This window comes from Microvirga makkahensis, assembly GCF_009830105.1.
GTDB lineage: Bacteria > Pseudomonadota > Alphaproteobacteria > Rhizobiales > Beijerinckiaceae > Microvirga > Microvirga makkahensis.
On the sequence record NZ_WURB01000011.1, the window covers coordinates 105,615 to 125,466 of the forward strand.

At 65.2% G+C, this 19,852-nt stretch carries 19 protein-coding genes; 11 read left to right on the plus strand and 8 right to left on the minus strand.

The genetic code is table 11. From position 1 onward, the window contains the following. Window positions 1–19: 19 nt before the first annotated feature. From GR328_RS15985 to GR328_RS16015, 7 genes are read left to right on the plus strand one after another with little or no spacing between them, the layout of a single operon-like run. A complete protein-coding gene (locus GR328_RS15985; protein WP_160885518.1) occupies window positions 20–655 on the plus strand; it encodes an FMN-binding negative transcriptional regulator in 636 nt (211 codons plus the stop codon). Next, entirely contained in the window at window positions 655–1,107 is a 453-nt protein-coding gene (aac(6'), locus tag GR328_RS15990; RefSeq protein ID WP_160885519.1) for an aminoglycoside 6'-N-acetyltransferase, read from the plus strand. Before GR328_RS15985 ends, aac(6') begins: the two co-directional genes overlap by 1 nt. A gap of 58 nt (window positions 1,108–1,165) precedes the next feature. Beyond that, on the plus strand, window positions 1,166–1,774 hold the full coding sequence (locus tag GR328_RS15995; protein ID WP_160885520.1) for a DNA-3-methyladenine glycosylase I: 609 nt from the start codon (window positions 1,166–1,168) through the stop codon (window positions 1,772–1,774). Beyond that, window positions 1,775–2,365, plus strand: a complete 591-nt coding sequence (locus GR328_RS16000; protein ID WP_160885521.1) for an HD domain-containing protein — start codon at window positions 1,775–1,777, stop codon at window positions 2,363–2,365. 4 nt (window positions 2,366–2,369) lie between these two features. Then, window positions 2,370–2,888 (plus strand): tyrosine phosphatase family protein, encoded by a 519-nt coding sequence (locus tag GR328_RS16005; RefSeq protein ID WP_160885522.1) that lies wholly within the window; start codon window positions 2,370–2,372, stop codon window positions 2,886–2,888. Window positions 2,889–2,941: 53 nt separating this feature from the next. Further along, window positions 2,942–5,632 carry a DUF2339 domain-containing protein gene (locus GR328_RS16010; protein ID WP_160885523.1) on the plus strand — a complete coding sequence of 897 codons (2,691 nt, stop codon included), beginning with the start codon at window positions 2,942–2,944 and terminating at the stop codon, window positions 5,630–5,632. A gap of 37 nt (window positions 5,633–5,669) precedes the next feature. Further along, window positions 5,670–5,918 carry an exodeoxyribonuclease VII small subunit gene (locus GR328_RS16015; protein WP_160885524.1) on the plus strand — a complete coding sequence of 83 codons (249 nt, stop codon included), beginning with the start codon at window positions 5,670–5,672 and terminating at the stop codon, window positions 5,916–5,918. Window positions 5,919–5,938: 20 nt separating this feature from the next. Here GR328_RS16015 and GR328_RS16020 read toward each other — a convergent pair whose 3' ends face one another. Beyond that, window positions 5,939–7,069, minus strand: coding sequence for a glycosyltransferase family 61 protein (locus GR328_RS16020; RefSeq protein ID WP_160885525.1), 1,131 nt, complete (start codon window positions 7,067–7,069; stop codon window positions 5,939–5,941). Between the two features lie 81 nt (window positions 7,070–7,150). Then, window positions 7,151–8,395 (minus strand): O-antigen ligase family protein, encoded by a 1,245-nt coding sequence (locus GR328_RS16025; protein ID WP_160885526.1) that lies wholly within the window; start codon window positions 8,393–8,395, stop codon window positions 7,151–7,153. Window positions 8,396–8,535: 140 nt separating this feature from the next. Here GR328_RS16025 and dxs point away from each other — a divergent pair, with 140 nt between their 5' ends. Then, window positions 8,536–10,452 carry a 1-deoxy-D-xylulose-5-phosphate synthase gene (gene dxs, locus GR328_RS16030; protein WP_160885527.1) on the plus strand — a complete coding sequence of 639 codons (1,917 nt, stop codon included), beginning with the start codon at window positions 8,536–8,538 and terminating at the stop codon, window positions 10,450–10,452. Between the two features lie 123 nt (window positions 10,453–10,575). Here the strand turns inward: dxs and GR328_RS16035 are convergent, their stop codons facing one another. Then, entirely contained in the window at window positions 10,576–11,289 is a 714-nt protein-coding gene (locus GR328_RS16035; protein ID WP_160885528.1) for a superoxide dismutase, read from the minus strand. A gap of 103 nt (window positions 11,290–11,392) precedes the next feature. Between GR328_RS16035 and GR328_RS16040 the strand changes: the two genes are divergently transcribed. Continuing rightward, the gene (locus GR328_RS16040) at window positions 11,393–12,121 is read left to right on the plus strand and encodes a TlyA family RNA methyltransferase (protein WP_160885529.1); all 729 of its coding nucleotides are present in this window, start codon (window positions 11,393–11,395) and stop codon (window positions 12,119–12,121) included. Next, a complete protein-coding gene (locus GR328_RS16045; RefSeq protein WP_343039402.1) occupies window positions 12,114–13,364 on the plus strand; it encodes a class I SAM-dependent RNA methyltransferase in 1,251 nt (416 codons plus the stop codon). Before GR328_RS16040 ends, GR328_RS16045 begins: the two co-directional genes overlap by 8 nt. Window positions 13,365–13,496: 132 nt before the next feature. Here GR328_RS16045 and GR328_RS16050 read toward each other — a convergent pair whose 3' ends face one another. The 4 genes from GR328_RS16050 to GR328_RS16065 all read right to left on the minus strand — a co-directional run bounded on the left by GR328_RS16050 (window position 13,497) and on the right by GR328_RS16065 (window position 17,993). Next, window positions 13,497–14,246: an SOS response-associated peptidase gene (locus GR328_RS16050; RefSeq protein ID WP_160885562.1), complete on the minus strand. Its 750-nt coding sequence runs from the start codon at window positions 14,244–14,246 to the stop codon at window positions 13,497–13,499. Window positions 14,247–14,323: 77 nt separating this feature from the next. Next, entirely contained in the window at window positions 14,324–15,319 is a 996-nt protein-coding gene (locus GR328_RS16055; protein ID WP_160885531.1) for a magnesium transporter CorA family protein, read from the minus strand. Window positions 15,320–15,358: 39 nt separating this feature from the next. Further along, complete coding sequence (locus GR328_RS16060; protein WP_160885532.1) at window positions 15,359–16,210, minus strand: SDR family oxidoreductase; 852 nt, start codon at window positions 16,208–16,210, stop codon at window positions 15,359–15,361. 4 nt (window positions 16,211–16,214) lie between these two features. After that, window positions 16,215–17,993, minus strand: a complete 1,779-nt coding sequence (locus GR328_RS16065) for an acyl-CoA dehydrogenase family protein (protein WP_160885533.1) — start codon at window positions 17,991–17,993, stop codon at window positions 16,215–16,217. A 101-nt stretch (window positions 17,994–18,094) separates the two neighbouring features. Here GR328_RS16065 and GR328_RS16070 point away from each other — a divergent pair, with 101 nt between their 5' ends. Continuing rightward, a complete protein-coding gene (locus tag GR328_RS16070) occupies window positions 18,095–19,084 on the plus strand; it encodes an L-threonylcarbamoyladenylate synthase (protein ID WP_425487043.1) in 990 nt (329 codons plus the stop codon). A 126-nt stretch (window positions 19,085–19,210) separates the two neighbouring features. Here GR328_RS16070 and wrbA read toward each other — a convergent pair whose 3' ends face one another. After that, window positions 19,211–19,813 carry an NAD(P)H:quinone oxidoreductase gene (gene wrbA, locus GR328_RS16075; protein ID WP_160885534.1) on the minus strand — a complete coding sequence of 201 codons (603 nt, stop codon included), beginning with the start codon at window positions 19,811–19,813 and terminating at the stop codon, window positions 19,211–19,213. Between the last annotated feature and the right edge of the window lie 39 nt (window positions 19,814–19,852).

Here is a 19,852-nt window from a genome sequence, read left to right on the forward strand (position 1 = left end):
CCATCGGAATGGGAATGCCATGTATCAGCCGCCGCACTTCCGCGAGGACCGCCTAGACATCCAGCACGCGCTCATCAGGGCGCATCCGCTCGGTCTTCTCGTGACCGTCGGGAAGGCGGGTCTCGCCGCCAATCCCATTCCCTTCGCCCTTGACGAAGCGGCCTCGCAGCTGGGGACGCTGCGGGCCCATCTGTCCCGCGCCAATCCGCAATGGCGCGATTTCGACCCCGCCCAAGAGGCTCTCGTGGTCTTCCAGGGCGCGGAAACCTACATCACACCGTCCTGGTACGAGACCAAGCGCGAGCACGGCAAGGTCGTGCCCACCTGGAACTACGCCATCGTTCAGGCCCATGGGCGCATGCGGGTCATCGAGGATCCGGCATGGCTCCTGGAACAGATAACGTCCATGACCTCGGCTCAGGAAGCCGCCCGGCCGGAGCCCTGGGCGGTCGACGACACGCCGCCCGAATTCCTCGCAGCGCAGTTGAAGGGCATCGTGGGCGTGGAGATCGAGATCACGCGGATCGAAGGCAAGTGGAAGGTGAGCCAGAACCGCCCGGAGGCCGACCGCAGGGGCGTGGCGGCAGGCCTGCGCGCCCTGGGCGACGAGAGCGCCCTGCACATGGCCGAACTCGTCGACACCCGAGGCGCGTGATGCGGATCGTAGCCCGCGACCGGCAATCCGTCGATGCCTGGGTCGCTCTCAGACATGAGATGTGGCCGGACACGTCCCGGCCGGATCACGTCGCGGAAGCCGAAGCCATCCTGGCCGACCCGGAGCAGTCCGTCGCATTTCTCGCGCATGATTCCCAAGGCGCGGCGGTGGCCTTCGCAGAGGCGGTCCTGCGCCACGACTACGTGAACGGCTGCGTTACGTCCCCGGTCGCTTTCCTCGAGGGGATCTACGTCCGCCCATCGCACCGGAGACAGGGCATCGCCCGTCTCCTGGTCCAAGCGGTGGAAAGCTGGGCCGAAGGTCTCGGCTGCGCGGAACTCGCCTCCGACGTGGAGATCCACAACGGCACCTCTCAAACCATGCACCTGGCCGTCGGCTTCGAGGAGACCGAGCGGGTCGTGTATTACCGAAAATCCCTTCCCCGCCGGTGATGTGCATTCCGGCGAGGCGGATCTTTCCGTTTTCATTTAAGCCCGCTACACGTTGCCCATGACCGACGGACTGATCCTGCACCCCGATAACAGGCACCGCTGCTGGTGGCCCGGCACGGACCCCTTTTACGTCGCCTATCATGACAACGAATGGGGCGTGCCCGAATTCGACGACCGGGCTCTGTTCGAGAAGCTCATCCTCGACGGGTTCCAGGCCGGCTTGTCGTGGATCACGATCCTGCGCAAGCGCGAGAATTTCAGGCAGGCCTTCGCAGGCTTCGATCCGGCCGTGATCGCGCGGTTCGACCAGTCGCATGTGGAGGCGCTGATGCTCGACCAGGGCATCGTGCGCAACCGCGCCAAGATCGAGGCGACAATCGCGGGCGCCCGCGCATGGCTCAGCCTTCAGGAGCGCGGCGGCTTCTCCGGCTTCCTCTGGAATTTCGTCGACGGCCGCCCGATCCAGAACAACCTGAAGAGCCGGAGCGACGTGCAGGCGGAAACGGATGTGTCACGGCGCATCTCGAAAGCCCTGAAGGCGGAAGGATTCAACTTCGTCGGCCCCACCATCGTCTATGCCTTCATGCAGGCGGTGGGCATGGTGAACGACCACCTCGTCGGCTGCTACCGCCATGCGGAATGCGCCGCTCTCGCCGAGACGCTCTGAATGGCGAAGGAACCCCGCGTCTGGCAGCGGATGCTCTCGGGCCGCCGCCTCAACCTGCTCGATCCCTCGCCGCTCGACGTGGAGCTCGACGACATCGCGCACGGCCTCGCCCGGGTAGCGCGCTGGAACGGCCAGACCATCGGCGGACACATTTTCTCCGTGGCGCAGCACAGCCTGCTCGTGGAAGCCATCGCCGATCATCTCGATCCGGACATGCCATGCGCCACGCGCCTCGCCGTACTCCTGCACGACGCACCGGAATACGTGATCGGCGACATCATCTCCCCGTTCAAGGCGGTGATCGGCGATGCGTACAAGACCATCGAGGCGGGCCTGCTCGGCGCGATCCATCTCCATTTCGGCCTGCCCGCCGCCCCCAGCGCCGCCCTGAAGCGCTTCATCAAGCAGGCCGACCGGCAGGCTGCCTATCTCGAAGCGACGCATCTCGCGGGCTTCGGGCGCGAGGAGGCGATCAAGTTCTTTGGGCGACCGGAGTCCTTGCCCCGCGGCGTTCATGCCCTTCTCGAACCCTGGCCCGTGGCCGTGGCGGAAGAGCGCTTCCGGGAACGCGTTCTCTCCGCCACGCCCTGAGGCCATGCCGGTGCTCCACGTCTGCCCCCTCTCCCGCCTGAAAGAGACCGTCGCCGCCATTGGCCCGAGCCATGTGGTGAGCCTCCTGACCATGGGCATGGCGATCGAACGGCCGGCTTCCATTGCGCCCGATCGTCATCTCGTCATCAATGTCAGCGACATCCTGGAACCAATGAAGGGGCATGTGCTGGCGGGACCCGAGCACATAGAGCAGCTTCTCGCCTTCATCCGCGCCTGGGATCGCAAGAGCCCCCTGCTCTTCCATTGCTGGGCCGGCATCAGCCGCTCGACGGCGGCGGCCTATATCGCCGCCTGCGCCCTCGCGCCCGACCGGGATGAGACCGAGCTCGCCCTCGCCTTGAGGGAGGCGGCTCCCTCCGCCACGCCCAATGTCCGGTTTGTGGCTCTGGCCGATGACCTTCTCGGCAGGCAGGGCCGCATGGCGGACGCCATCCGGGCCATCGGCCGGGGAGCCGAGGCTATGGAGGGCACGCCCTTCATGTTACAGATTAACAGGGGCTAGAGCGATTCCATCTTGGAGAGCCGCCCTGATCGGGAATGCTGAGGGGCCTCTTCGTGGATTTCATTGTTGTTGCCATTGCGCTGGCCCTCATTGGTGGGATCGGCGTTGTCGTCCTAGGTATCATTGCGCTCGTGTTCGGCCTCTCGGCGCGCCGAAAGTTCGCTCATTTGGATGAGCGGCTGAAGCTTCTCTCGGAGCAGGTGATCCTGCTTAAAGCGCTGCAGAACAAACCTGAAGCGGAGATGACCGGGGCTCCCGAAGAGGCGATTGCCGAAACAGCCCCTGGGCAAGCGCCACCGCAACCGGCCGCGACCTCCGTTCCGCCCGTCCCTCCCGCCGCAGCCCGGCCGGTCCCGCCCCGCCGGGGCCTGGAGGAGCAGATCGGCTCCCGCTGGGCCGTGTGGGTGGGGGGCGTGGCCCTGGCTCTCGGCGGCATCTTCCTCGTCCGATACTCCATCGAGCAGGGCCTGCTCGATCCCCGAACCCGCATCGGGCTCGGCATCCTCTTCGCCCTCGCCCTCATCGGCGCGGGCGAATGGATGCGCCGCCGCGAACGCAGCTTCGGTCTGCCGGGCATTCCGAGCGCCCATGTGCCGAGCATCCTCACCGCCGCCGGAACCTGCACGGCCTTCGCCTCGATCTATGCGGCCTATGCGCTCTATGGGCTGATCGGCCCCGGCGCGGCCTTCGTGGCGCTCGGGCTCGTCGCCGTTCTGGCCATGGTCGCCTCGACGCTACACGGGCCGATCCTCGCCGCGCTGGGCCTTCTCGGCGCCATGGGCAGCCCGCTCCTCGTCTCCACGGACCGGCCGCAGCCCTGGGCGCTCGTAATCTATCTCGTTTTCGTGGTCCTGCCCGCCTATGGCGTCGCGCGGCTCCGGCTCTGGCGCTGGCTCGCGCTCGCAGCCGCGACCGGCGTGCTCCTGTGGACGGCACCGATCGCCTTCATCGACGAATCGGACGTGCTTCCGGCCATGGTGCATCTGGTGCTCCAGGCGGGCCTTGCCGCGCTCTTCCTCGCGCTGGATCCCTATCGCCATGTGCCAGATGAGGAAGCCCGAGTTGATCGGGCGGCGAGCGGAGCACTGTTCGCTTTCGCTTGCGCCGGGATCGTCGTGGCCGGCTCCATCGCCATGGGCGACGGAAGGCCGGTCTTCGTGGCCGCCATGGCCTTGATCCTGCTTGCCGCGGGCGTGCGCATCGCCAATGCCTCTCCGGCAGCGGCAAGCAGCGCCGCACTGGCTGTGGGCGCGCTCCTGGTCTGGCCTCTCGCCACGGAGATCGGCGACGGTCCCGAAAGCCTGTTCTTCCAGAGCGGGGATGCTTTTGCCGTCCGGCCCCATGCGCTCAGCACCTATCTTATCCTGGCGGCTCTCCTTCCGCCGGCAATTGCGGGAGCCTCCCTGCTGCGCCTGACGCGCTCACAATCCCTACGCCTGCCAGTCGCTGCCTGGTATGCGGGAGTTGCGAGCGCTGGGCCGCTCCTGGCGCTGGTTGCCGCCTACTGGCGCCTGACCGAATTCGAGCGCAGCCTCTCCTTCGCCCTGATCGCGGGGGTGCTGGCCCTCGCCTTCGTGCTCGTCTCCCAATGGCTCATGCGGCACGTGGAAGCGGACCGAAGTGCGGCCATCCGCCTCGGCATCGGGGCGACCGCCTCGGCGGCGCTGGGAGCGGTCGCGCTCGGCCTGACCTTCGCGCTCGAGAAGGGCATGCTGACGGTCGCCTTCGCGCTTGCGGCTCTCGGCACCGCCTGGGCCGCGGAGCGTATCGCCATTCCGGCCTTGCGCTATGCGGTGGGGGCTATCGGCCTCATCGTGCTCGGCCGCCTGATCTGGGATCCCGCCATCGTGGGCGACGCCCCAGGGCCGATGATCTTCAATTGGATCCTTTGGGGCTACGGCGCTCCCGCCGTTGCGTTCTGGCTGGCAAGCCGCCTGCTGGGGCGGACGGGGCACGACAGGATCGTCCAGCTCACCGAGAGCCTCGCCATCGTCTTCGCCGCCTTCCTGGTCTTTTTCGAAATCCGTCACGCCCTGCATGCCGGAAGCCCACTGGCGGCGGATTTCAGCCTCGTGGAGGCGGGCCTGCTTGCGACAGAAGGCCTCGCTTTCGCGATCCTGCTGACCCGGATGGATCTCCGGCGTCCCGACCCGGTCTATCGCTGGGGTTCCCTGATCTTCAAGATCGCCTCTCTCGGCCTGTCCGCCATCGGGTTGCTCGTGATCGAGAACCCGCTTCTGACGAACGACGAGATCTCAGGTGGCATCCTCTTCAACAGCCTGATCCTGGCCTATCTCCTGCCCTCGATCCTCGCGGGCATACTCGCTTTCGTGGAGCGCCGTGCGCGACCCGTTTCCTATGCCCTCGCCTCGGCGGTCTTGAGCCTGCTGCTTCAATATGCCTACGTAGCGCTGGAGATCCGGAGGATCTTCCAAGGCCCCGGGCTGGGCTTTTTCCGGGGCGGCTTTGCCCAGGGCGAGCAGTGGAGCTATTCGGTGGCCCTCCTCGTCATCGGCATTGCCCTCCTCGGTTTCGGCATCATCCGCGACAACCGCTTTGCGCGCATCGCCTCGGCAGTCTATCTTGTGCTCGCCGTTCTGAAGGTTTTCATCATCGACCTATCCAATCTGGAAGGCATGATGCGGGCTCTGTCCTTTATTGGCCTCGGGCTTGTTCTCATCGGCATCGGCTTCGTTTATCAGAGATTCCTCGTCCGCCAGCCGGGCAATGCCGCAATCACATGAGATAACGGCTCAACAACGAATTTTGACGGATAGCTGCATGACCGACACCACTTCCATCAAGACCCTCCCCTTCGAGAAGGCCCTGGCCGAGTTGGAGGAAATCGTGCGGCGCCTCGAGCGCGGCGATGTGCCGCTGGAAGATTCCATCGCCATCTACGAGCGCGGCGAGGCCCTGAAGAAGCATTGCGAACAGCTTCTGAAGAAGGCCGAGGCCCGGATCGAGAAGATCACCGTCGGCCCGGACGGCGCCGCCTCCGGCACGGCACCGCTGGACGTCGAGGTGTAACTTCCTGCCGGCACGCGGTCTCAACGGGCGGGATATCTCGCGAGGATCGCATCGACATCCCGCAGAACGGCTGCAGGGTCGATGCTGAAAGCCTGCCTCGGCCCCTCGGGCCCGCCAATGACAGGTTCGTAATCCGCTCCTATCTCGGCGGCCCAGTGGAGGCCGGTGCTCTTGCGGGCATTCTGCGCCATCAGTTCGATCAGGAGCGGCTGACCGCGAGCCCAGAGAATGTTGGCGAGACCGGCTCCATGGACGGCCATGATGGTTTTCGCTTCGCTGAACCAGTGAATCTGTTCGTGATGGTTCGACCAGGACGCCTCGACGATCCTGAACCCGCGCCCGCGCAGCCCCTCGATCAGCTCGGCTTCCCCTTCCACCTGACGGAGGCGTGTGTGCCCACGGGTGAGATAGACCCGGGGCGCAGCCTCCGGCAGCGGGCGATCCGCATAGGCGGCCTGGAAAATGGAGCGGGCGTAGTCGAGCGCTTCCGGAGTTGCGAACACCCGCTCAAGATTGCAGCAATGGCTGCGCGCATAAAGGTAGCGCTCGGCATGAACCCGCTCCCAGGGAGCCAGCCTCAGGTGGCGTATGGGAAGGCCATTACGCTGCAAACCCTTGACGAAATTCTCCACCAACGGATTGACCGAGCGCGCCGTCACGATGGTCAGTGTCTCACCGGGAGCGAGCACCTTGCGGTGTAGTCCGTAGGCCAGAGGCATCAGCACGTCGGTAAGAAGGTGACCATAGTGCTTGTAGGGCGGAATCGCGGCAACCAGTCCCGGGACCCGCCGCGTGTGGAGCGCGGCCGGCGCCGGATAGGAGAAGTGCCAGTTGCTGTCCGCGGTCGTATCGAACGCGATCTGCCGTCCTGTGTCCGGATCGACGGGCGTCAGCGTATGGCCCGGGATCAGCACATCCGCAATGCGTGCGATCACCCGATGAGCCGAATCCGGATCCGGGAACCGGCAATGCGGGTTCATCACGTCCACGTCGTAGGAGCTGACGAAGGCGCGCTGACGGCTGTAGCGCTCCTGGACGAGGTTGAAGGAACGGATGCTGTCCTCCCGAAGGTCCACCTTCGCAGCACCGGGCCAGCCGAAATCCGGAAAAAAGGAAACCGCCTTCCGGAGCCCCGCGCGGGAGCCTGTCAAGCCTTTCATCACCTTGAAGGCTATGGGCTTGAGATCGAATCTTCGGTGAAGGGCCGAATGATGCCTTGCCATGATGTGCCGTCAAATCCGTCGGAGCTCGTCGGAGCTCGATAGGGCAAGCCCTTCCTCATCCCGGCCCATAGCCTCACTCGACATCAGAACGAGAAGGTAGGGCATCCAGAGGAAGAGGTAATGCATGTTGAAGAAGGCAAACGGGTTCGACAAATCCGTTCCCATGTAGCCGAAAGAGAAAATGATGGATGCCGCTCCGAAGAATCGCAGAGATCGATCTCCCTGCCGGGTCAATTCTCTGGCGTAAAAGCCGATCATCGCCCCAAAGGCCGCGAGAGCCGGGAAGCCGAAATACATCGCAGTCCCGAAGATGCCGTTATGGGGATGGCTCATCCATGCCTTCTGGAACCGGAAGCCAGGCCCGGTGCCCTGCACGGGATGGAGAGAGATCTGGTCTCGCACCCAGCCCCAGATCTCGACCCTGTGCGCTGGACGGCACCAATCCGCCTGCCCGTCGCAGATCACTGACTTGATGACCGGCTCCAACATGCCAAGGCCGGTGATGCAGAGCCAGACGCCACCGCAGGCCAAGAGCAGGGCGGCAGTTCCGCCTCGCTTCTCAAGCCACCATGCCAAGGGCAATGCCAAGCAGAGAGAGAGGATCGGAGCGCGACTCTGCGTCCAGGCCAGGGCCACGAGAAGCATGATCGCGAGGCCGATGCAGGACGATGCAAAACGATGTCCCGGAGCACGCTCCAGCCAGAGTGCAGCAAGCGCGATCAGCGCGACCGCAAGCCCTCCGGCGCCTGGAATTGGGTTGCGCCCTCGTCCGAGGGGGGTCAAGCGATCGAAAACATCACCGGATGAGGCAAAGTGCAGCACGATGGACGCAAGAGCGCTCACCCCGCCGAGAACCGCGACGATGGCCAGAACCTGCCTCGTGCTCAACGCACGGCGAACCTGGGCCATGGACAGGATGAATGCGCCCAGCAGCACAAAGTTGAGGGAGTCGGAGATATCGTATCCCGGCCCTCCGCCAATGACCCCAAGCGCCGTCCAGGCGACGAAGAAGATCCAGAAGAACCAGAGCCAGGTGTTCCGCCGAAATGCCTGCGCCGCGGCTCCGCTGATGAAGGCCAAGAGGGCCATCACGACGATCATGGCAACAGGAAGTACGTGCCCCCGAACCAGAAAGGCCGCAGCAATGAAGATGACGAATGCCGCCGCACTGATGGAATTGGACCAATTCGGGTCAACGAGTTGCTTTCGCAGCCGGACAGCAGCATATGTCAGTCGGGAAGGGACGGAGAACATTGGAAGCGGCATCCTCCTCCCGGAACGGGAATTGGGATATTGTTTCTGGCCGTCTATCATCTGACTTCGATGCTTTCAACCTTTGCGGCGCTTCCAAGCTGGGGCTCCCGGTGAAGGAAAACCTGCATTCTGGTGACCACGTGAGCGCAACGCATACACCTCTTCTTGATACTATCAAGATTCCGGAAGACCTCCGGCAGCTCCCCGAAAACCAGCTGAGGCAGATCGCGGACGAATTGCGCGCCGAGACGATCAGTGCCGTCTCCGTCACCGGAGGACACCTGGGCGCGGGCCTTGGGGTGGTCGAGCTGACGGTAGCTCTCCATTACGTTTTCGATACTCCCCGCGACCGGCTGATCTGGGACGTAGGGCACCAAGCCTATCCTCACAAGATTCTCACGGCCAGGCGCGACCGCATCCGGACGCTGCGTCAGGCCGGCGGCCTGTCAGGCTTCACGAAGCGCTCGGAAAGCGAGTACGACCCCTTCGGCGCCGCCCATACCTCCACTTCGATTTCGGCCGGCCTCGGCATGGCCGTCGCGCGGGATCTGGACGGCAAGCGCAACAACGTGATCGCCGTGATCGGCGACGGCGCCATGTCGGCTGGCATGGCTTATGAGGCCATGAACAATGCCGGCGCCATGCATTCGCGCCTGATCGTGATCCTCAACGACAACGACATGTCGATCGCGCCGCCTACCGGCGCCATGTCGTCCTATCTCGCGCGCCTCGTCTCCGGCGGCACCTATCGGGGCATCCGCGAGACCGCCAAGCAGCTGGCCAAGAAGCTGCCGAAGTTCCTCTATGAGAAGGCGCAGCGCGCCGAGGAGTTCGCCCGCGGCTTCTGGACCGGCGGCACGATGTTCGAGGAGCTCGGCTTCTACTATGTCGGACCCATCGACGGCCACAACCTGGACCATCTGCTGCCGATTCTGAAGAACGTGCGGGACTCCGAGACCGGGCCGATCCTCGTTCACGTAGTCACTCAGAAGGGGAAGGGTTACGCGCCGGCGGAGGCCGCCGCCGACAAGTATCACGGGGTGGCCGCCTTCGACGTGGTGACCGGAGCGCAGGCGAAGGCCAAGGCCAATGCGCCCTCCTATACGAAGGTCTTCGGCGAGAGCCTGATCCGGGAGGCCCAAAGGGACGACAAGATCGTCGCCATCACGGCGGCCATGCCGTCGGGTACAGGCGTCGATCTCTTCGGAAAGGAATTCCCCACCCGTACCTTTGACGTGGGCATCGCAGAGCAGCACGCGGTGACCTTCGCGGCCGGCATGGCGACGGAAGGCTACAAGCCGTTCTGCGCGATCTATTCCACCTTCCTGCAGCGTGCCTATGACCAGGTGGTGCACGACGTGTCCATCCAGAACTTGCCCGTCCGCTTCGCGCTGGACCGGGCGGGACTCGTGGGTGCGGACGGGCCGACCCATGCGGGCTCCTTCGACATCGCCTATCTCGGCTGCCTGCCGAACATGGTGGTGATGGCGGCCGCGGACGAAGCGGAGCTGGTGCACATGGTGGCCACCGCCGCGGCCTATGACGACGGCCCCATCGCCTTCCGCTATCCGCGCGGAGAAGGTGTCGGCGTCGACCTGCCCGAAGAGGGCGTGCCGCTCGCCATCGGCAAGGGCCGCATCGTGAAACAGGGCAGCCGCGTCGCCATTCTCTCGCTCGGCACGCGCCTCGCGGAAGCCCTGAGAGCGGCCGAGGAACTGGAGGCCCGCGGGCTCTCCACCACGGTGGCCGACGCCCGCTTCGCCAAGCCCCTCGACGAGGAGATGATCATCGGCCTTGCCCGCGACCACGAGGTGCTCATTACCGTAGAGGAAGGTTCCATCGGAGGCTTCGGCTCCTTCGTGCTGAAGCTCCTCTCCGACAAGGGGGCGCTCGATCGCGGCACCGTGAAAGTACGCTCCATGGTGCTGCCCGACCTTTATCAGGATCACGACAAGCCCGAGCGCATGTATGCCCAGGCCGGTCTCGACGCCGTGGGCATCGTGAGCAAGGTGTTCGAGGCCCTCGGCAAAGAAGAGCCTCGTCAGGCGCGGGCCTGACAAGTCACCATGTCGCAGCCGCCCCCGGCGTGGTCCGGGGACCAATCCCGGCTATACCGTTCGGAATTGCGCAACGCTTGACGCAAGCGGGATCCCCGGCACAAGAGCCGGAATGACATCCGTCTAAAGCGCCAGCGTGCCCGCCTTCGCGGCGGCGTAGCGCTCGCCGATCCGGTTCCAGTCCAGCACGTTCCACCAGGCCTTGAGATAATCCGACCGGCGGTTCTGGTAGTCGAGGTAATAGGCGTGCTCCCAGACATCGTTGCCCATCAGGACCATGTGTCCATCCATGAGCGGGGTATCCTGATTGGGCTTCGATGTGATCCCGAGCTTGCCGTCTTGCTTCACCGTAACGAACACCCAGCCGGAGCCGAACTGCTTCTCCCCAGCCGTGTTAAAATCGGCCTGGAACCTTTGGAACCCGCCGAAATCCCGGTCGATGGCGCTCTTCAGCTCGCCGGAGGGCTCGCCGCCCGATCCCCCCATGATCTGCCAGAACATGGTGTGATTGGCATGACCGCCGCCGTTGTTGCGGATGGCGGTCCGGAGGGATTCGGGAACCTCGGCGATCTTCGCCAGCATCTCGTGGAGCGGCATCCTGGCCAGCTCCCCGTTCTGGCTCAAAGCGGCGTTGAGGTTGTTGACGTAGGATGCGTGGTGCTTTCCATGGTGAAGCTCCATGGTCCGGGTATCGATGTGAGGCTCGTTCTTGGAGGGGGCATATGGCAGGGGATCGAGCTTGAAGGGGCCGGAGGACGCTTGCGCGAAGACCCGCGGAATGGCAGCGCTCGCAGCCAGCAGGGCTGCACCGGTCAGGAAATGGCGACGGCTGAGCATGGGGGCTCCATTGGCTGAGTGGATCGTTGACCGGATATGTCCGCTCGCCAGGGCAGGTTCCGGGATATGAGAGGATTTGAATTCACATGACGTTGAGATACCCATGACCCGCAAACGCGCCGACATGGTGCTCGTCGAGCGTGGCTTCTTCACAAGCCGCGCGCGGGCGCAGGAAGCCATTGCAGCCGGCCTCGTCACCGCCGACGGAGTCGTCGTGAAGAAACCCTCGGACGCGGTGGCGGACGGCGCGGTGATCACCGCCGTGCAGCCACATCCCTACGTGTCCCGCGGCGGCGTGAAGCTGGCGGCGGCCCTCGATGCCTTCGGGATGGATCCGAAAGGCTGCATCTGCCTCGATATCGGCGCCTCCACCGGCGGCTTCACGGAGGTGCTGTTGATGCGCGACGCCAGGCATGTCTATGCCGTCGATGTCGGGCATTCGCAGCTTCACCCGACGGTGGCGGGCGATCCGCGCGTGACCAATCTCGAAAGCACGGATGCGCGCTCCCTCACGGCCGCTCTCATCCCTCAGCCTGCGGATCTTCTCGTATCCGATGTGAGCTTCATCTCGCTGAAGCTCGTACTGCCGGCGGCGGTCGCTTTGCTGAAGCCGCGCGCGAAGCTGGCCGTTCTCGTCAAGCCGCAATTCGAGGCCGGGCGCGACCACGTGAAGAAGGGCATTGTAAGGGACGAGGCCGTACATCGCGCGGTGTGCGACGACATCGCAGCCTTCGTCGCATCGCTTGGATTTTCCGTCGATGGCGTCGTCCCCTCCCCCATCGAGGGCGGAGACGGCAACCGCGAATTTTTGTTGGGAGCCCATCGTGGGTGAGCAGGTGATTATCGAACGTCTGGGCGCGAAGGCCGACGGCATCGCGGAAACCGCTTCCGGTCCCGTCTTCGTGCCCAAGACGCTGCCGGGCGAAACTGTGACCATTGAGCGCGACGGCTCACGCGCGGATCTCATCCGCGTGGATGCGGCATCGCCCGAGCGCGAGACGCCGTTCTGTCCTTATTTCGACGAATGCGGTGGCTGCGCGACGCAGCACATGAAGCACGGTTTCTATCAAGCCTGGAAGCAGGAGATCCTCGCGCGCACCCTGCGTCAGGCGCGCATTGAGACACCCGTCGAGCCGATGATCGATGCCCATGGGGACGGCCGCCGCCGCGTCACGCTGCACGTGCGCTTTCCCGACCGTTCCATGCATGTGGGCTACATGGCGGCCCGCAGCCACCGGATCGTCGCGATCGCCTTCTGCCCGATCGCCGAGCCCGGGCTGAAGGAGCAGGCTCCGGTCATCGCGCGTGCTATCGGCGAGCATCTCAAGGGCGCCCGCAAGCCACTCGACATCCAGATCACCAACACGCGGACGGGCTTCGATGTGGATGTGCGCGGGCACGGGCCGTTGAAGGACTCGGACCGCCTGAGCCTCATTGGCCTGGCCGAAAGGCTCGATCTCTCACGCCTTTCGATCCATGGCGACGTGATCGTGGAGCGTCGCCCGCCCGCAATCGCGATGGGACGCGCTTCCGTCGTGCCGCCCGCAGGCTCGTTCCTGCAAGCGACGCGCCTGGGTGAGGAAACGCTCGCCAGTTTCGTGACGGAGGCCTGCGGGCGCGCGAAGCGCGTGGCCGACCTCTTCTCGGGATCCGGCCCCTTCGCCCTGCGCCTTGCTGAAAAATCCGAGGTTCATGCGGTGGAGCACGACCAGGGCTCGATGACGGCTCTCGACAAGGCCTTCCGTGCAACGCCGGGCCTTCGCCGCATCACCACCGAGGCGCGGGACCTCTTCCGCCGCCCGCTTCTCACGCCCGAGCTCAACGCCTTCGACGCAGTCGTGCTCGATCCGCCCCGCGCAGGCGCCGAGGCGCAGGCGAAGCAGCTCGCCGCGTCAAAAGTGCCGCTCGTGGTGAGCGTCTCCTGCGATGCCGCTACCTTCGCCCGCGACACCGCCATTCTCACGAGCGGCGGCTACCGCCTGGAACGCGTGATCCCCGTCGATCAGTTCAAGCACTCGCCCCATCTCGAAGTCATCGGCATCCTGAGGCGCGACGCGGTGAAGAAGCGGCGGTGAAGTGGGATTTCCGCCAGCCCCGCTCCCCGTCATCACCGGCTTTGTGCGGCGATCCCGGTCAGGGCGGGCACGGCTCCATGATCGGGCGGCCGGGCTAAACCCGGCCATGACGTGGGGACAGCGAGCACGATCCTAGAACAAGCTCCCCTGCTCGTCCTCGTCGCTGGAGAGCGGCTTCTTCGCCGTCGGCCTGCTCTTCCTCGCCGGCGCGGCTTCCGGCTGCGCCAGAGGCTCTACCAGGCTCGGATCGTCGTTCTCGACCTTGTTCACACGGCTTGAGACCGGCACCACCTCGAGCCAGTCGTCGGGACACGGCCGTACGAGGCGCATCACGTTGGCTCGTTCGTCACGCACATGGAGCCAGGCGGCGATGTCCTCCTCCGGGAGGATCACCGGCATGCGGTCATGCACGGCGGAGAGCACACCATTGGCATCCGTCGTCACGATGGCGGCGGTGTCGATCTCGGCGCCGTCGGGGCTCATGTAGGTCTCCCACAAGCCCGCCATCGGCATGGGTTTGCGCGAGCGCGGGCGGATCAGGAACGGCGTCTTGTCGCGGCCATGGCGCCGCCATTCGTAGAAGCCGTCGGCGAGAAAGATGCAGCGGCGGCGCTTCAGGGCCGCCTTGAAGGTCGGCTTCGTCTCGAGCGTCTCGCCGCGCGCATTGATGACGAGCGGAAAATCCTTCGGGTCCTTGACCCAGGACGGCAGGAATCCCCAGCGCACCAGCGTAAAGTGCCGCGCGCCGCGATCCTCCAGCACGATGGGCACCGGCTGGGTGGGTGCCACGTTGTAGCGCGGAGGAAAGTTCGGCTGCTCCGGATAGCCGAAGAACTCCCGGTACGTCTCGGGAGGCAGGGTGATGGCGTAGCGCCCGCACATGGTATCCATCCTCTCCTCGTCATCCCCGGATCAGGTCCGGAGGCGGCCTTGGTCGATCATCCACATCTCTCGTCATGTCAAAGCCACCTCTTCCAGCGGAAGAAGAGATAGGGCAGCCCGGCGGCAAGCATCATGAGCATGATCGCCCAGGGATAACCGTAATTCCATTCGAGCTCCGGCATGAGCTTGAAATTCATTCCATAGAGCGACGAGACCAGTGTCGGCGGCAGGAAGATCACCGACATGACCGAGAAGATCTTGATGATGTCGTTCTGCTCGATCGTGACGAGTCCGAGCGTGGCGTCGAGCAGGAACTGGACCTTGTTGGAGAGGAAGGTCGCGTGCTCCTCGATGGATTGCACGTCGCGCAGGGCCGTGCGCCATTCCGCCTGATAGCCGCGCGACTTCTGCGGCCTCGGCATGGTGGCGGACAAGAACAGCAGCAGCCGTTCCACGGATACCATGCTCTCGCGCACCTTGGAGATTACGTCCGCCTTGCGCCCGATGGATTTCAGGGCGGCGCGGAAGGACGCGGTGCGGCGCGTGCCCTTCTTCTCGTTCTCGAAGATCGATTGCGACAGGCGGTCGATGCGCTGCCCCACCGTGCCGAGAATTTCGGCCGCGCGGTCGATGATCGTCTCGACTAGTCCGTCGAGCACGGCCTCGGGCTGGTGGCGGCAGCCTCCCGGCTTCGCCGCGCGGGCCATGAACATGCTGAAGGAGCGCGGCTCCCCATAACGCACGGTCACGAGCGCCCGCTCGGTGAGGATGAAGGAGACGTCGATGAGCTTCGGATTCTCGGTGTCAGAACTGCAGAGCACACGCGCGGTCATGTAGCGCGCGTTGTTCTCGCTGTAGAGGATTTCGGACGGCTCGATGTCCGCCATCTCCTCGCGGGTGGGAATTTCGATCGCGAGATGGCGCTCGACGAGCCTGTCCTCGTCCCGGCTCGGATCGATCAGATCGACCCAGATCGCATCTTCGGGGATCGGCTCGCCCGGAGGCAGCACGGCGCGGTTGAGAGCTTCCCCCGTGGAAACCGCCGTTCGCGCCGGCCTATGAATCACGATCATCCCCGCCTCCGCCTCATTGGGTGAGTTGTCGCCTTTCCTTTATGACGATTGCGGCAGCGGTGGAATATCATCGGGCACGAAGAAGTCCGGCATCAGCGGTCTGCCGGGATCGACCCGATACTTCTCGAAATCCGTCACGCCCTCCTCGCTCAGGAACACGTCGTCGATGAGGAAATGGCCGGAGAAGCTCCGGGAGGACTTTTGGAAGACGGCATAGGCCGCATCGGCCAGGATCTCGGGCGTGCGGCTCGCCCGCACGATCTCGTCGCCGCCGAGGAGGTTCTTCACGGCACTCGTCGCGATGGTGGTGCGCGGCCAGAGCGCGTTGACGGCGATTCCCCGCCCCCGCAACTCGCCCGCCAGTCCCAGAACGCACAAGCTCATTCCGTATTTCGCGATGGAATACGCCAGATGCGGCGCGAACCATTTCTCCTTCATGTCGAGCGGCGGCGACAACATGAGGATGTGCGGGTTCTCGGTCTTCTCCAGATGCGGGATCGCATATTTCGAGACCATGTAGGTGCCGCGTGTATTGATCTGGTGCATCAGATCGAAGCGCTTCATGTCCGTCGCCGGCGTGGGCGTGAGGCTGATGGCACTGGCGTTGTTCACCACGATGTCGAGGCCGCCGAAGGTTTCGACAGCCTTGCCGATGGCGCCGCTCACCGCAGCTTCGTCACGCACATCCACCACGAGCGGCAGGGCCTTGCCGCCTGCCTTCTCGATCTCTTCCGCCGCCGTGTAGATCGTGCCGGGCAGCTTGGGATGCGGCTCGGCGGTCTTGGCCGCAATGACCACGTTCGCGCCATCCCTGGCCGCGCGCAGGCCGATGGCGAGACCGATGCCACGCGAGGCACCGGTGATGAAGAGCGTCTTTCCCGTGAGGCTCATCGAATCAACCCGCCAGCGCCAGGTTCGCGTCCTGCAGGAAGCCCGCGCCGCCGAGCACGGAGTCTTCCAGTCCCTTTGCGCCGACCGCGATGTTCTCCGCGAAGAAACGGCAGAGCGCGATCCGGCCCGCATAAGACGGATCGGTATCGCCGCCCGTCCTCAGCGCACTCGCCGCGAGCGCCGCCTCCGCCAAGGCCGCACCGCCCTGTGCAAGACCGAACAGGCGCAGATACGGCGTCGCGCCGGCCAAGGCCTCGGCGGGTGCGTTCGAGGCGACAGACTGGAGCATGTAGCTCGTCGCACGGTCGAGGCATTCGATGGCGTCCCGCAGGCGCGAGGCCGTAGCACCGAAAGCAGGCGTCCCTTCCTTCATGAGGCGCGTGACGACGGCACGCATGGAGGCGATCTGCGCATGCACGGTGTCGCCGCCGGACAGGGGCAGCTTGCGCGTGACGAGGTCGATGGCCTGGATGCCGTTGGTGCCCTCGTAGATCGGCGCGATGCGGGCGTCCCGGTAATGCTGCGCCGCGCCCGTCTCCTCGATGAAGCCCATGCCGCCATGGACCTGCACGCCCAGCGAGGCGACCTCCATGCCTATATCCGTGGAGAAGGCCTTTGCGACGGGCGTCAGCAGGGAAGCGCGCTCGTGGGCCTTCTTGGCGCGCGTCGCATCCTGCTCCAGATGCCCGCGGTCAATGGCCTCCGCTGTCATGTAGCAGATGGCCCGCGCGGCGGCGGTGAGCGCCTTCATGGTGAGAAGCGTGCGCTGCACGTCAGGATGCTGGACGATGGCGCTCGAGCCCTCGATGGCTCCGATGGCACGGCCTTGCTTGCGCTCGCTCGCATAGGAGAGAGCCTGCTGGTAGGCGCGCTCGGCGATCGCCACGCCCTGCAATCCGACCGCGAGGCGCGCGTTGTTCATCATCGTGAACATGCAGTTCAGCCCGCGGTTCTCCTCGCCCACGAGCCAGCCTACGGCGCCTCCGTTGTCGCCGAAGATCATGGTGCAAGTGGGCGAGCCATGGATGCCGAGCTTGTGCTCGATGCTGTGGCAGCGCACGTCGTTGCGGGTTCCGTCCGGTAAAGTCTTCGGAACGAGAAAGAGCGAGATGCCGCGCGTGCCCTGCGGCGCATCCGGCAGGCGCGCGAGCACGAGATGGATGATATTGTCGGTCAGGTCGTGCTCGCCATAGGTGATGAAGATCTTCTGGCCGGTGATGCGGTAGGTGCCGTCGCCCGCCGGTTCCGCGCGAGAGCGCAGGGCCGCGAGATCGGATCCGGCCTGCGGCTCTGTGAGATTCATCGTCGCCGTCCACTCGCCGGAGACGAGCTTTTCGAGATAGCGGCTCCTCAGGTCCTCGGAGGCGTGCCGGGTCAATGCCTCTATGGCGCCATGGGTCAGCACGGGGCCGATGCCGAAGGCCATGGAGGCGGAGTTCCACATCTCGACGCAAGCCGAGTTCAGGAGCGTCGGCAGGCCCTGCCCGCCATATTCCGCCGGGCCGGGAAGCGCATTCCATCCAGCCTCGGTCCATGCCCGGTAAGCCTCCTTCCAGCCGGGAGCGGTGGTGACGACGCCGTCTTGCAGGGTCGCACCATGCTTGTCGCCGTCGCGGTTGAGCGGCGCGATCACGTCATTGGCGAAGCGGCCCGCCTCCTCCAGGATGGTCTGGGCGAGATCGACGGAGAGGTCGCCATAGAGACCATCGGCGACGGCGCGGTCGAACCCCGCCACATGGCGCATGGTGAAGACGATGTCCGACACGGGCGCGCGGTAGGTCATAGCATTTCCTCTCAAGCAGCGGCTTTTGATATTGACGCGTTACCACACGTCATTAAACCCGCCCAAGGTATCATCACTCCTCGGATGGAGATAGTTTAGACGTGAACGATCACGGGTCAATGCGACGGACGGCGCATCTCACTTCCGACGAGGCCGGCTTGGCGGAAGCCGCAGCCATTCTGAACCGTGGCGGACTGGTCGCCTTCCCGACAGAAACGGTCTACGGGCTGGGCGCGGACGCCACGAATGCGCAGGCTGTGGCCGGCATCTACGCCGCCAAGGAGCGCCCCAGCTTCAACCCGCTGATCTCCCACCTGGACAGCTTCGAGGCCGCGAAGGTGCAGGGCATCTTCGACGACACCGCCCGGACACTGGCCGAGGCCCTCTGGCCCGGCCCCCTCACTCTCGTGGTACCGACGGCATCCACCTGCACGGTTTCGGACCTCGCCCGCGCGGGGCTCGACAGCGTGGGCCTGCGCGTCCCCGCCCATCCCCTCGCCCACGCTCTTCTGAAGGCCACCGGCCGGCCCGTCGCCGCGCCCTCCGCCAACCGCTCGGGCCGGGTGAGCCCGACGGATGCGGATCATGTCTTGAGCGATCTCGATGGCCGCATCGATGCCGTACTCGACGGCGGAGCGTCCGATGTCGGCGTCGAGTCCACCATCGTCGCGTGCCTTGGCGGCCCGCCCCGCCTGTTGCGGCCCGGCGGCGTGCCGCGCGAGGCCATCGAAGCCCTGATCGGAATGCGTCTCGAGAGCGGCGCCGCGGGCGAGAAAAACCCGCTCGCACCGGGGATGCTCGCCTCGCATTACGCGCCTCGCGCGCAGGTGCGGCTGAACGCATCGGAGATCGGGCCGAACGAGGCCGCCCTCCTCTACGGCGCCACGCCTCCGCGGGGCGTCGAGCACGCGAAGGCAATGCTCAATTTGAGCGAAAGCGGCGATCTCAGGGAGGCCGCCGCTCATCTCTTCTCGTATCTCCGGCAACTCGATGCGTCGGGTGCCGAAACCATTGCCGTTGGGCCAGTTCCGGACACAGGCCTGGGCGAAGCCATCAACGACCGCCTCCGGCGCGCGGCCGCGGAGCGGTGATCCGCTTCCGCTGAGGCCCTCAGGCCTCACGTCATCACCGGCCCCGCGCCGATGATCCCGTTTGGATGGAGCGCTGTGCCTTTCCGATCGGGACGGCCGGGACGAGCCCGGCCATGACGATGACGCTTACCTCGCCGCGAGCTTCGCGGCGATCTGGGCGACGTGCCGGCCCTGGAAGCGGGCACCATCGAGATCGGCCTGGCTCGGCTGGCGGGAGCCGTCCCCGCCGGCGATGGTGGATGCACCGTAGGGCGTCCCACCCTTCACCTCTTCGACGCCCGACTGGCCCGCGAAGCTGTAGGGCAGACCGACGACCACCATGCCGTGGTGCATCAGCACGGGCAGCGTGGTGAGGATGGTGGCCTCCTGGCCGCCGTGCTGGGTGGCGGTGGAGGTGAAGACTGAGCCGACCTTGCCGATGAGCTTCCCCTGGGCCCAGAGACCGCCGGTCTGGTCGAGGAAGTTCTTCATCTGGGCCGCCATGGTGCCGTAGCGGGTCGGCGTACCGAAGATGATCGCGTCGTATTCCGGCAGTTCCTCGACGGTGGCGATGGGGGCCTTCTGGTCCGTCTTGTAGTGGGCCGCCTGAGCAATCTCGGCGGGAACCAGTTCGGGCACGCGCTTCACAACTGCTTCGGCGCCGGCCTCGCGCGCGCCTTCGGCGGCGGCGTAAGCCATCTGCTCGATATGTCCCCAGGATGAATAATACAGCACAAGAACCTTGGCCATGAGAGCTCCATTTCGATGGGATTTGCCGAGGCGGCGAAT

Excerpts from the sequence above, each read along its gene's own strand:
- GR328_RS15995 (WP_160885520.1), top strand. The coding sequence starts at position 1,166 with ATGACCGACGGACTGATCCTGCACCCCGATAACAGGCACCGCTGCTGG.
- GR328_RS16015 (WP_160885524.1), top strand. The coding sequence starts at position 5,670 with ATGACCGACACCACTTCCATCAAGACCCTCCCCTTCGAGAAGGCCCTG.
- wrbA (WP_160885534.1), bottom strand. The coding sequence starts at position 19,813 with ATGGCCAAGGTTCTTGTGCTGTATTATTCATCCTGGGGACATATCGAG.
- GR328_RS16005 (WP_160885522.1), top strand. The coding sequence starts at position 2,370 with ATGCCGGTGCTCCACGTCTGCCCCCTCTCCCGCCTGAAAGAGACCGTC.
- GR328_RS16035 (WP_160885528.1), bottom strand. The coding sequence starts at position 11,289 with ATGCTCAGCCGTCGCCATTTCCTGACCGGTGCAGCCCTGCTGGCTGCG.
- GR328_RS16040 (WP_160885529.1), top strand. The coding sequence starts at position 11,393 with ATGACCCGCAAACGCGCCGACATGGTGCTCGTCGAGCGTGGCTTCTTC.
- GR328_RS16000 (WP_160885521.1), top strand. The coding sequence starts at position 1,775 with ATGGCGAAGGAACCCCGCGTCTGGCAGCGGATGCTCTCGGGCCGCCGC.
- GR328_RS16055 (WP_160885531.1), bottom strand. The coding sequence starts at position 15,319 with ATGATCGTGATTCATAGGCCGGCGCGAACGGCGGTTTCCACGGGGGAA.
- GR328_RS16065 (WP_160885533.1), bottom strand. The coding sequence starts at position 17,993 with ATGACCTACCGCGCGCCCGTGTCGGACATCGTCTTCACCATGCGCCAT.
- GR328_RS15985 (WP_160885518.1), top strand. The coding sequence starts at position 20 with ATGTATCAGCCGCCGCACTTCCGCGAGGACCGCCTAGACATCCAGCAC.
- GR328_RS16050 (WP_160885562.1), bottom strand. The coding sequence starts at position 14,246 with ATGTGCGGGCGCTACGCCATCACCCTGCCTCCCGAGACGTACCGGGAG.
- GR328_RS16025 (WP_160885526.1), bottom strand. The coding sequence starts at position 8,395 with ATGTTCTCCGTCCCTTCCCGACTGACATATGCTGCTGTCCGGCTGCGA.
- GR328_RS16060 (WP_160885532.1), bottom strand. The coding sequence starts at position 16,210 with ATGAGCCTCACGGGAAAGACGCTCTTCATCACCGGTGCCTCGCGTGGC.